Here is an 11,310-nt window from a genome sequence, read left to right as displayed (position 1 = left end):
TGTTCACAAATCCGGGTTCTGTAATGATCACCAGATAGCGGCGGTTGGAGTGCCCGGACTGTGAGCGAAGCAAAAGCGTCGACGATGTGATCTTGTACACGTCGAGACCAGAATAATCCCATGTTCCAATGGCCATGATCGGGTCGATGATCGGGGGTTCGGAGTGGATCAGGACAAGGCAGTCGACGCCGGGGTCGACGCCGAGCAGCTGGCTCAGCGCTACCGGTCCCTGGTCGAACACACCCCGGACGGGATCGTCGTGCACGAGCGCGGCACCGTCGTCTACGCCAATCAGGCCACCGCGCGCATGCTGGCCGCCGACAGCGCCGACGAGGTGATCGGCCAGCCGCTGACCCGGTTCGTCCATCCCGATTCGGTGCCCGGCATGGTGGACCGCATCAGCCAGCTGACCACTGCGGGCGCCGCCTCCGATCCCACCGAAATGGACCTGATCCGGGTCGACGGCGAGATCGTCCCGGTCGAGACGGTTTCGGTGCTCACCGCATGGCACGACCACCTCGCCTATCAGGTGGTCATCCACGATCTCACCGCCCAGCGCGCCGCCGAGGCCGCGCAGCGCCGGGCCGAACAGCACTTCACCACGGTGGTCTCGCAGTTGGAGGAGGGGGTGGTGGTGATCGACCGGAACGGCCGCATCGAATCCGCCAATCCCGCGGCTGTGCGGATCTTCGGCACCGACGAACGCACGGGCGAACTCATCGGCGCCACCATCGACGAACTGCCGCTGATCCTGCTCGACACCAATGCCCAGCCGCTGCCGCCGAGCCGCCATCCGGTCGCACGCACCCTGGCGACCGGCGAAACGATCACCGGATACATCTTCGGCGTCGACCGTCACGATGGTCAGCGCCGCTGGCTCTCCGGCAGTTCGCGGCTGCTCAATCCGGGCGATCCGGATTCACCCGCGGTGTCCTCCTTCGCCGACATCACCGAATTCCGAGCCAGTCGAAGGCAATTGGAGTTCCAAGCCACACACGATTCACTGACCGGACTGGCCAACCGCTCACTGATTCTGTCCCAGCTCGCCAATGCGCTGGCCGCCAGCGAGGATCTGCCCGTCTCGACGGTGCTGTTCATCGACCTGGACGGCTTCAAGGCGATCAACGACACCCTCGGCCACGCGATCGGCGATACCGTGCTGCAGATCGTGGCCCAGCGGTTGCAGCGCGCACTGCGCGGCACCGATCTGGTCGGCCGGCTCGGCGGCGACGAATTCCTGGTGCTGCTGTCCGGCCGGACCCGACGCGTCGATCTCGACTCGCTGGTCGAGCGGCTGCGCTCGAACATGGCCGAGCCGATCATCGCGCGCGGGCACCGGATCGAGGTGAACGCCTCGATCGGCATGACCGAACTCGCAGAGGGCGACAACCGCACGCCCGAGGCGGTGCTGCACGACGCCGATCTGGCGATGTACCGCGCCAAGCCGACCGGCCATCGGGAAGGCACCAGCCTGGGCCGCAGACCGAATAACACGCACGCTTCCTGAGGGTTCCATGATCATCGAACACGCGCTGTTGCCCGTCCGCCCCGCCGAGTCGGCGGCCTTCGAGGCGGCGTTCGCCGAGGCCAGGCCGATCATCGAGAGTATGCCGGGCTTCCGGTCGCTGTCGCTGTCGCGGTGCGTCGAGGCGCCCGACACATATTTGCTGTTGGTGGGATGGGAACAGTTGAGCGACCATGTTGTTGGCTTCCGCGGGTCCACCGGATATCAGCGCTGGAAGCAACTACTGCATCACTTCTACGAACCGTTCCCCGTCGTCCAACACTTCACGCCGGTCCTGGCCACGGACCCGCTACCTGCGGTTACAGCGAGCCCGCCGAACCGGCAGTAGACTCGACAACTCTGTTTTCAATGGCGTTCGCGTGCACCGTGACCTGCGTGTGCACCGGCTCATCGCGGTGACAAGGAGTTCAGTTTGCCCGACCGCCTCACTCAGGATCGTGCCGCGCACGACGGCACACCCGAGCGGAACCGCGAGATCGACCTGGAGCAGGCCTACGTGTCCGTGCTCTATGACCGACTCGACGATATGCGCGAATACGCCACGAAACGGCTGCGCACCGTGCTGCTGGAAACCGGTGGCACCCCGCAGGCGCGCACCGAACGCGAATCCTTCAGCCAGCTCTATTCCGAGGATCTGGCCAAATATGACGCCGCCGAACACGGCCTGTGTTTCGGCCGCATCGACCTCGACGGTGAGCTAGAAGGCGAATATCGCTACATCGGCAGGCTCGGCATCCTCGACGAGAAGGACGATTACGAGACGCTGCTGCTGGATTGGCGCGCGCCCCTGGCCCGTCCGTTCTATCTCGCGACGACCGCCGCCCCGGACGGGGTGATCCGGCGCCGACATATCCGGTCCCGCAATCGGCGGGTCACGGCCGTCAATGACGAGTACCTGGACCTCGATGCCGCTCGGACCGCGGGTGTGACCGATGGTGGAGGCGGGGTCGGCAGCGAGAGCGCATTGCTCTCGGCGCTCAATGCCGCGCGCACCGGCCATATGAACGACATCGTCGAGACGATCCAGAGCGAGCAGGACGCGATCATTCGCTCCGAGCACAAGAGCGTGCTGGTGGTCCAGGGCGGTCCGGGCACCGGCAAGACCGCCGTCGCACTGCACCGCGCGGCGTATCTGCTCTACACCTACCGTCAGCAATTGGCCAAGAGCGGTGTGCTGATCATCGGTCCCAACGCCACCTTCCTCGACTACATCGGTCAGGTGCTGCCATCGCTCGGTGAGACCGGCGTGCTGCTGTCCACCATCGGCGATCTGTATCCGGGAGTGAAGGCCACCCGCGAGGATTCGCTGCGCGCCGGAGAGGTCAAGGGCTCGCTGGCCATGCTGGAGGTGCTCAAGCAGGCGGTGCGCGACCGTCAGGAGGTGCCCTCCGAGCCGGTCCGCCTCGCCTTCGACGGCTACCCGGTCACACTCGATCGCAAGATCGCCACCAAGGCGCGCGGTCGTGCCCGCTCCTCGCGGCGCCCGCACAATCTGGCCCGGCCGATCTTCGCTTCCTCGGTCATCGACGCACTCACCGAACAACTGGCCCAGACCATGGGCGCGGATCTGTCCGGCGGTCACCGGGGGATGGCAGGAGGCGCAGCCGACGGGGCGGGTAAGGAAAGTCTGCTCAGCCGAACCGATCTCGCCGAGATCCGGGACGAAATGCGCGCCGATCCGGAGATCCAGGCGGCCATCGGCAAGCTCTGGCCGATCCTGTCGCCGCAGGAGGTGCTCGCGGATCTGCTTGCCGATCCGAAGCGACTCGACCGGGTCGCGAGCAGCCTGGATCCGGCCGACCGAGCCGAACTCGCGCGCTCGGACAACGGCGAGTTCAGTGCGCCGGACGCGCCTCTGCTCGACGAACTGGCCGAACTGCTCGGCATCGACGACACCGAGGAACGCGAACGTGCCCGCCGTCGCTGGCGGGCCCAATTGGCCGAGGCGCAGGACGCGCTCGACATCCTGACCGGTTCCGCGCCACAGGATCTCGAGGACGACCTCGATCCGGAGATCCTGATGGCCTACGACCTGATCGACGCAGGCCAGCTGGCCGAACGTCAGGATGTGCGCAATCGGCAGACCACCGCGGAACGCGCGGCGGGTGACCGCAATTGGACCTATGGCCATGTGATCGTCGATGAGGCGCAGGAACTTTCGGAGATGGCCTGGCGAATGGTGATGCGCCGCATACCGAACCGATGGGTCACGGTGGTCGGCGATGTCGCGCAGACCGGCGATCCGGCGGGCGCCTCGTCCTGGCAGCGGATGCTGGAACCCTATGTGGCACAACGGTGGAAGCTCACCGAGTTGACCGTGAACTACCGGACACCGGCGGAGATCATGGCGGTCGCGGCGGATGTGCTCGCCGAGATCGATCCGGCCGCGTCGGTGCCGCGGTCGGTGCGGGAGACGGATGTGCGGCCCCGGGCCCATGCCGTCGATGCGAGCGAATTGCGCAGTGCGGTAGCGCAATTGGTCGCCGCGGAGACGGGCCCCGGTACCACGGCCGTCATCACACCGCATGAGATGGTCACGGACTTCGCCGAGTTGGCGGGCGAATCCGTCCGTGTGCTCACGGTGCACGAGGTCAAGGGCCTGGAATTCGACGCGGTCTATCTGGTGGAACCCCAGCGGATCCTCGACGAATCGCCGCGCGGGATGAACGACCTGTACGTGGCACTGACCCGAGCGACCCAGCGACTCGGCGTGGTGCACACCGGCGACCTGCCACCGGTGCTCAGCGCACTGGATTGACGAGAACGACGACAGCCGCACATTCCCGGGGAATGTGCGGCTGTCGCTTCGGCTTTACTGCTTACCTGACGGTGTGCACGATCAGCACATCGGAGCGGGACTTGCGCGCCACATCCGAGGGCACCGAACCCAGCAACCGACCGGCCAGGGTGTTCAGGCCGCGGTTACCGACGACCAGCAGATCGCCCTCGACCTCCTTGATGAGGGCGAGCAGGGATTCGACGGGCTCACCCACGATCGCACGCTCGACGATGTCCTCGGCGCCCGCGGCGGTCGCGCGGTCGCGGGCGGTGCGCAGGATCTCGTTGGTGGGCGCGGAGCCGCGCACCTGGTAGGCCTCGTCCTTGAGCACATCGGCGGCGGCAGCCACATCGCGATCGTCGGTCGGGTAGTACGCGCAGGCCACGACCAGGGTCGCACCCGCGGCCGCGGCCAGCGAAGCGGCCTTGTCGACGGCGACGTACGACGAGTCCGAGCCATCGGTACCGACGACAATGGTCCGGTAGGCGGTCATGCCTCCACCTCGCTAGCGCTCGGCTCCGGCATGACCGCCTGTGGCGCTGCGCCCATGGTTCGCTCGCTTCGCTCCCTCACGGCTTTCTCCTCCAACTATGTGGTGTCGGGTGCCTGCGCCGGTGCCACGTGGAGTCGTGGCACCAGCGCGGCGACTGGGGTCGACCATAGCGGCAAATCGACCGGAAATAGCAGAAATCGCAACACATCACACTTCGGGTGTGCTGGGTTTACCGACACAGGTTCATCCGGCGAATGCCGCAGGCCCTTTGCGACCTGGGCGGATCTAATTTCCGGGTCCGCGACTTGTGATCCATCACAACCGGCGCGAACGCCCTTGTCTCCCTGGGATATTCATCACATATACCCGACCGTGGCCGCTATACGGCGGCAATGTCGGCCCGACCGGGACGGGTAAGAACGTACCCGGCCGGACCGACGCCATCCACCCGGTTCCGCAGTTACCGCGATGGAGTTCCGTCGACCCGAAAATGCCGACGGCGTCTTTACGGCGCACAATATCGGCGCGATCGGCGCGAATCCGGTCGTATCTACAGACCGGCGAAAAGCGGTCCGGTGATGGTCAACCCGAGTTCGTCGACATGCGCGAAGAAGGCGAACAACATCAGCGAGGCACCGGCGAGTGCGAGATCCTTGTTGAAATGGATCATCTCGCCCTGTTGGGCCTGCGGATCGGTCTCCTTCCAGAACTGGTGCATCAGGAATGCGGTCGGCACCAGCATGATCACCAGCAGCAGCGCCCCGAGGTCGGCCCATACGCCGAGCAGCACGCTGAGGCCGCCCACGGCGAGAACGACGCCACCCGCCAGCACCGCGACCCGCGGCTGCGGCAGGCCGCGACTCCGCGCATAATCGGTCATCGCGTCGGTCTGCGTGAAATGCCCGAACGCGGAACTGAAAAACAACACCACGAAAAGTACTCGCCCTATCAAGACCAAGACATCCATCACGAACTCCTCATCCGCCGATGTGGCGGGCCGATTCCGATTCGTGCTCGAATGGGTCGAACGCGAGCGATCCTGCAAACTACATTCTGGTCGGGACGACCTTCGAAGTCACCTCGTTACGGGAGCGTAGCGAATTCTTGGCGTATTCCAGTGGAGCCATTCCGACTTCCGCGGTGAACTCACGCGAGAAATGCGCTTGATCGAAATAACCCAGCTCGGTTGCCAGCGCGGCGAGATCTTCGATGCGTCCGCGCGCGAGTAGATCGGCGCCGTCCTGGAGCCGGTATCGGCGCAGCACCCATTTCGGTCCGGCGCCGACATAGCGCCGGAACATCCGCTGCAATGTGCGGATAGGGATATCGAACCGATCGGTGACCTGATCGACCCTGGTCAGTTCTTGGTCCCGTTCCATGGCGTCGACGATGCGCAGCACCAGTCGGTAGTTGGGATCCGTCGCGGCCTTTCGGCCGATCAGGAAATCCTCGATTGTGCTGCGGCGCTTGATATCCGAGGATTCCGCCAATACTCGGTCGGCCAAGCCCGCCGCCTCGGGCAGCACGTCCGTGAGCGGCACGGCGGTGTCCCGGAACGCACCGACATCCAATCCGGTGAACGCACCGAATCCACCGGCGCGAAAACGTGCACCGAATGTCTCCCCCGCGCCGCTGAGTTCCCGGACGAACTTCGTGGTGCAGACACCGTTGACGAAACCGCCGGTGCGGGTTTCGGTGCGTTCGAAGGTGACATTCACGCACGGAAACGGCAGCACTTCGGCGTAGTACGGCGGTCGACCGGTCAGATCCCAGCGCACCGACCAATACCACTCGACGAACCGCCCGACCTCCGGCCCGGCCGACAACCGCGCCAACGAGCGATGTCTGGCCTGCTCGTCGGGATGCAGAATGCCCTTCACATTGTCGAGCGCGGGCACCGGAACCGGCCCGTCGGCTGCGCCGGTCACGGCTGTCGCTTTCTTACAAGACCACTTCGCCGCGCTCGACGAGGCTTATCGGCATGAGCGACACAGCGAACACCGTGAACCCCATCGCCGACGGCTACCACTCCATCACCTGCTTCCTGGCCGTCCCCGACGCCAATAAGGCAATCGAGTTCTATACCAACGTCTTCGAGGCCGAGGTGATCAGCCGCAGCGATCTTCCCGACGGCCAGCCCGCACACGCCGAACTGAAGATCGGCGACTCGACCCTGCAACTGGGCATGCCCATGCCGGACAACAATGTCCTGGCTCCCAATGGCGAATGGGTGCACACCTCGATCGTGCACTACTGCCCCGATGTCGACGCGGTCGTCAAGCGGGCCATCGAAAACGGCGCCCGCAGTGCGGAGGAGCCGCAGACATTCGTCACCGGCGACCGCTTCGGCGTGATCCTCGACCCCTTCGGCCACCGCTGGGCGGTGCTGACCAAGGTCGAGAATGTCTCGCGCGAAGAGGCCGAGCGCCGCGTGAACGAATGGATGGCAACCCAGAGCTGAGCCATGCCGGGTCCGGCGGCGTCGAAAGACGCCGCCGCTCAACTCAACCCCGCGGCATCCATCCCGCGCAGTTCCTTCTTCAGATCCGCGATTTCGTCCCGCAACCGACCGGCCAATTCGAACTGCAGCTCGCGGGCCGCATTCATCATCTGCGCGGTGAGTTCCTTGACCAGATCGGCCAATTCGGCCCGCGGCATGGACTTGACGTCGCGGCCCTCGTACACGCCCGCGCTGACAGCCCGCCCCGGCTCGCCCTGGGCGCGACGGCCGCGGCTGGCATTGCGACCGGAGCCACCGACGGCCACCTCGCTGTCGTCGGCCTCCTGATACACCTGATCCAGGATGTCGGCGATCTTCTTGCGCAGCGGCTGTGGGTCGAGGCCCATCGATTCGTTGTAGGCGACCTGCTTGGCCCGGCGGCGTTCGGTCTCCTCGATCGCGTGCTGCATCGAGTCGGTGATCTTGTCCGCGTACATGTGCACTTCACCGGAGACATTGCGCGCCGCGCGTCCGATGGTCTGGATGAGGCTGGTGCTGCTGCGCAGGAAGCCCTCCTTATCCGCGTCCAGGATCGCGACCAACGACACCTCGGGCAGGTCGAGACCTTCGCGCAGCAGGTTGATGCCGACCAGCACGTCGTACTCGCCCAGTCGCAGCTGTCGCAGCAACTCGACCCGGCGCAACGTATCGATCTCCGAATGCAGATACCGCACCCGGACACCGAGTCCGAGCAGATAGTCGGTGAGGTCTTCGGCCATCTTCTTGGTCAGCGTGGTGACGAGCACCCGTTCGTCACGCTCGGTCCGCAGCCGGATCTCGTGCACCAGATCATCGATCTGGCCTTTGGTCGGTTTGACGACGACCTGCGGGTCGACCAGACCCGTCGGCCGGATCACCTGCTCGACCACCTCGCCGCCTGCCTGACCGAGTTCGTACGGCCCCGGCGTTGCCGACAGATAGACCGCCTGCCCGATCCGCTCGGCGAACTCCTCCCAGGTGAGCGGCCGGTTATCGATTGCCGACGGCAGCCGGAACCCGTACTCGACGAGATTGCGCTTACGCGACATATCGCCCTCGTACATGCCGCCGATCTGCGGAACGGTGACATGCGACTCGTCGATGACGAGCAGGAAATCCTCCGGGAAGTAGTCCAGCAGCGTGGCAGGTGCGGACCCCGCCGGGCGTCCGTCGATATGGCGCGAGTAGTTCTCGATGCCCGAGCAGAATCCGACCTGGCGGATCATTTCCAGGTCGTACTGGGTGCGCATACGCAGCCGCTGCGCCTCCAGCAGTTTGCCCTGGCGGTCGAGCTCGGCCAGCCGCTGCTCGAGTTCGGCTTCGATATCGCGAACCGCACGCTCCATCCGGTCCGGACCCGCGACGTAGTGTGTGGCCGGGAAGATCCGGACGGTATCGACCTGCCGCACCACATCGCCGGTGAGCGGATGCAGGTAGTAGAGCGCCTCGATCTCGTCGCCGAAGAATTCGATGCGCACCGCGAGTTCCTCGTAGGACGGGATGATCTCGACGGTGTCACCACGCACCCGGAACGAACCGCGGGTGAAGGACATGTCGTTGCGCGTGTATTGCACGTCGACCAGCAGCCGCAGGAATGCGTCGCGATCGATTTCGGTGCCGACATCCAGCTGTACCGACCGATCCAGATAGGACTGCGGTGTACCGAGGCCGTAGATGCACGACACCGACGCGACCACTACGACATCGCGACGCGACAGCAGACTCGAGGTTGCCGAATGCCGCAGCCGCTCGACGTCGTCGTTGATCGAGCTGTCCTTCTCGATATAGGTATCGGTCTGCGCGATGTAGGCCTCGGGCTGGTAGTAGTCGTAGTACGAGACGAAGTACTCGACGGCGTTGTTGGGCAACATCTCTCGCAGCTCATTGGCCAGCTGCGCGGCGAGGGTCTTATTCGGCGCCATCACCAGCGTCGGCCGCTGCAGCCGCTCGATCAGCCAGGCGGTGGTGGCCGATTTGCCGGTGCCGGTCGCGCCGAGCAACACCACGTCACGCTCGCCCGCATTGATGCGACGCTCGAGTTCAGCGATGGCCGCGGGCTGATCACCGGCCGGCCGATGTTCGCTGACCACCTGGAACTGCCCGTCGGCCCGCTCGATCTCCCCGACCGGCCGGAACTCCGAATGCGCCAGCGGGGTACCCCGGTCCTCGTAGCCTTCCGCCGGGATTTCGGTTGCGAATGCCATGGTCACCAGCCTAGGCGCAGGCACCGACAGATTCCGCGGCCCGGCGGATACGGTGCCGACGGGCTCGTCACCGGATCACGATCGGCGTATCCTTTCGCGATCTGGAGCATCATCACGCCCCAGGGCTGATGCGCAATCTGTTACCTGTCCTATAGGACAGGTAAACGGACATTAATGTCCGTTGCCGCAACGAGATTCGGCGTTTTCTCGGCATCGGCGAACCGGCCGCAGCAGGTGTAGCCTGATTTGGTTGTCGGACATGAGGATGAGGCCAATGAGCGCTCTGATTCCATTGCTTGCCGCCGCGCCCGCTGTGACCGGTATCGCCGGTTACGTTGCGCGTGACTTTCGGGGGGTCGCGCCCCTGATCCAGCCAACCACCACCGCCGCCGCACCGGGATCGCCGATGACTACCACCCAGCTAAGACCGAAGATCGAACATTTCAATATCGCCGAGCTGACCATGACCGATCCCAAGGGTTTCGTGCGGCCGATCGACCGCGTGCATGTCGAGCCGTGGGGCCTATATGTGGCACGCACCGTCGGCGGTCCACGGATCCAATACATGGAAACCTGGCTGCTGCCCGAACTCTGGTTGCGCGTGACGATCGTGCACTACCAGCCCGGACATCACCGCGATCTGGACTATTGCCTGCATATCGGCGAGTACACCCGGATCGAGCCAAAGCGCTGGAAGTCGATGGACCAGTACCTCGAGATCGCGGTGCGCCACTCTCGCGCGGCCGAATTGCGCGGGGTGGACGATCTGCTGGCCGCCCATTCGGCCGGTCTGATCGACACGACGCATGCGCATCACGCGCTGGACCGGGCGACCAAGGCGATGGAGGGCCTTGCCGCGCACGGCCATGAGGTCGAGCCCTGGCTTGCCACCAAACAGATCATACTGACCTGGATGTAGCCGATCCGCCGGACGATCTGCCCAACCGCTGCCGTACCACTCGACGGCGCGGCAGCGGCGGTAGATTCTATGTGCATGACACAGGCACCATCAGTGGACGTGCACAGGCCCAAGGTCGAGTACTTCAATCTCGCGGACCTGACCAACACGGACCCGAAGGGCTTCGTCCGGCCGGTCGAGCGCTATTGGACCGAGCCGTGGGGCCTGTACATGGCGCGCACTTCGGATCATCCGCAGTTCCATTACATCGAATCGTGGCTGCTGCCCGGGCTTTCCATTCGGGTGACGATCTTCCACTATCACCCCGCGCATCAGCGCGATCAGGACTACTACCTCGACCTCGGCCAATTCACCCGGGTCGACCCGAAGAGGTGGAAGTCGGTGGACCACTACCTCGACATAGTGGTGCGCTCGGGACGCGAGATCGAACTGCTCGATGTGGACGAGTTACTCGCCGCGCACACCGCGGGATTCATCACCCTCCGCGAAGCCCAGGCCGCCATCGAACACGCGTCCATCGCGATCGATGGCATCGCCGCCAACGGCTACTCGCTCGACCGCTGGCTCGCCACCCTGGACATCACCCTGACCTGGCTGTAGTACCGCCGCTCAGTGTTCGACGCTGTCGCGCCAGGCCGCGGCTCGCGGGTAGGCAGCATCGAACCATGGTTCCTTCACATCCAGATACGCCAGCGTCGCCGCCTCACCGGTCAGCCCGGCCGCCTTGGCCTCACCCTCGCGCTTGACCTCCAGATACTCCGCGCGCACCGCCGCATCGGCGATCAGCCAGTCCCGGAACAGCAGCGCGAACTCCTGCCCCGGCGAGCCCACCACCCGGATGTGTACATTCGCCAACCGCCCCGGATCGGCACTCTGGTGAAACCGCTTGGCCCACAACGCCGTATCGCTGC

The 11,310-nt window shown here is 65.0% G+C and carries 11 protein-coding genes; 6 read left to right on the top strand and 5 right to left on the bottom strand.

Translation table 11 applies throughout. From position 1 onward, the window contains the following. The first annotated feature begins 163 nt into the window (after window positions 1-163). The 3 genes from NP3_RS26025 to NP3_RS26015 all read left to right on the top strand — a co-directional run bounded on the left by NP3_RS26025 (window position 164) and on the right by NP3_RS26015 (window position 4,283). A complete protein-coding gene (locus tag NP3_RS26025) occupies window positions 164-1,507 on the top strand; it encodes a sensor domain-containing diguanylate cyclase (RefSeq protein ID WP_063044225.1) in 1,344 nt (447 codons plus the stop codon). 7 nt (window positions 1,508-1,514) lie between these two features. Then, on the top strand, window positions 1,515-1,853 hold the full coding sequence (locus NP3_RS26020; RefSeq protein ID WP_063044224.1) for an antibiotic biosynthesis monooxygenase family protein: 339 nt from the start codon (window positions 1,515-1,517) through the stop codon (window positions 1,851-1,853). A 198-nt stretch (window positions 1,854-2,051) separates the two neighbouring features. Further along, the gene (locus tag NP3_RS26015) at window positions 2,052-4,283 is read left to right on the top strand and encodes a HelD family protein (protein ID WP_084508990.1); all 2,232 of its coding nucleotides are present in this window, start codon (window positions 2,052-2,054) and stop codon (window positions 4,281-4,283) included. A 61-nt stretch (window positions 4,284-4,344) separates the two neighbouring features. Here NP3_RS26015 and NP3_RS26010 read toward each other — a convergent pair whose 3' ends face one another. The 3 genes from NP3_RS26010 to NP3_RS26000 form a co-directional block, all read right to left on the bottom strand. Beyond that, complete coding sequence (locus NP3_RS26010) at window positions 4,345-4,797, bottom strand: universal stress protein (RefSeq protein ID WP_063044222.1); 453 nt, start codon at window positions 4,795-4,797, stop codon at window positions 4,345-4,347. A gap of 550 nt (window positions 4,798-5,347) precedes the next feature. Next, window positions 5,348-5,764 (bottom strand): DoxX family protein, encoded by a 417-nt coding sequence (locus tag NP3_RS26005; protein ID WP_063044228.1) that lies wholly within the window; start codon window positions 5,762-5,764, stop codon window positions 5,348-5,350. Window positions 5,765-5,843: 79 nt separating this feature from the next. Continuing rightward, window positions 5,844-6,725: a helix-turn-helix domain-containing protein gene (locus NP3_RS26000; protein ID WP_245721113.1), complete on the bottom strand. Its 882-nt coding sequence runs from the start codon at window positions 6,723-6,725 to the stop codon at window positions 5,844-5,846. A 53-nt stretch (window positions 6,726-6,778) separates the two neighbouring features. Here NP3_RS26000 and NP3_RS25995 point away from each other — a divergent pair, with 53 nt between their 5' ends. Then, window positions 6,779-7,258 carry a VOC family protein gene (locus tag NP3_RS25995; protein WP_063044221.1) on the top strand — a complete coding sequence of 160 codons (480 nt, stop codon included), beginning with the start codon at window positions 6,779-6,781 and terminating at the stop codon, window positions 7,256-7,258. A 38-nt stretch (window positions 7,259-7,296) separates the two neighbouring features. Here NP3_RS25995 and uvrB read toward each other — a convergent pair whose 3' ends face one another. After that, a complete protein-coding gene (gene uvrB / locus NP3_RS25990) occupies window positions 7,297-9,480 on the bottom strand; it encodes an excinuclease ABC subunit UvrB (protein WP_063044226.1) in 2,184 nt (727 codons plus the stop codon). A gap of 274 nt (window positions 9,481-9,754) precedes the next feature. On the opposite strand from uvrB, the gene NP3_RS25985 reads away from it, so the two are divergent. Continuing rightward, complete coding sequence (locus NP3_RS25985) at window positions 9,755-10,399, top strand: ribonuclease FAU-1 family protein (protein ID WP_063044220.1); 645 nt, start codon at window positions 9,755-9,757, stop codon at window positions 10,397-10,399. Between the two features lie 75 nt (window positions 10,400-10,474). Then, window positions 10,475-10,999, top strand: coding sequence for a ribonuclease FAU-1 family protein (locus tag NP3_RS25980; RefSeq protein WP_063044219.1), 525 nt, complete (start codon window positions 10,475-10,477; stop codon window positions 10,997-10,999). Between the two features lie 9 nt (window positions 11,000-11,008). Here the strand turns inward: NP3_RS25980 and NP3_RS25975 are convergent. Beyond that, window positions 11,009-11,310: GrpB family protein (locus NP3_RS25975; protein WP_174566262.1), on the bottom strand; the 302-nt coding region annotated here is incomplete at its 5' end.

Origin of the sequence: Nocardia pseudovaccinii NBRC 100343 (assembly GCF_001613225.1) — a bacterium.
GTDB lineage: Bacteria > Actinomycetota > Actinomycetes > Mycobacteriales > Mycobacteriaceae > Nocardia > Nocardia pseudovaccinii.
Note: the sequence above shows the minus strand (reverse complement) of the source record. Positions and strands in the feature narration are given on the sequence as shown.

Bases quoted from the DNA above. Each gene is read 5' to 3' on its own strand.
- NP3_RS26015 (WP_084508990.1), top strand. From the start codon at position 2,052: ATGCGCGAATACGCCACGAAACGGCTGCGCACCGTGCTGCTGGAAACC.
- uvrB (WP_063044226.1), bottom strand. From the start codon at position 9,480: ATGGCATTCGCAACCGAAATCCCGGCGGAAGGCTACGAGGACCGGGGT.
- NP3_RS25980 (WP_063044219.1), top strand. From the start codon at position 10,475: ATGACACAGGCACCATCAGTGGACGTGCACAGGCCCAAGGTCGAGTAC.
- NP3_RS26005 (WP_063044228.1), bottom strand. From the start codon at position 5,764: ATGGATGTCTTGGTCTTGATAGGGCGAGTACTTTTCGTGGTGTTGTTT.
- NP3_RS26020 (WP_063044224.1), top strand. From the start codon at position 1,515: ATGATCATCGAACACGCGCTGTTGCCCGTCCGCCCCGCCGAGTCGGCG.
- NP3_RS25995 (WP_063044221.1), top strand. From the start codon at position 6,779: ATGAGCGACACAGCGAACACCGTGAACCCCATCGCCGACGGCTACCAC.
- NP3_RS25985 (WP_063044220.1), top strand. From the start codon at position 9,755: ATGAGCGCTCTGATTCCATTGCTTGCCGCCGCGCCCGCTGTGACCGGT.
- NP3_RS26010 (WP_063044222.1), bottom strand. From the start codon at position 4,797: ATGACCGCCTACCGGACCATTGTCGTCGGTACCGATGGCTCGGACTCG.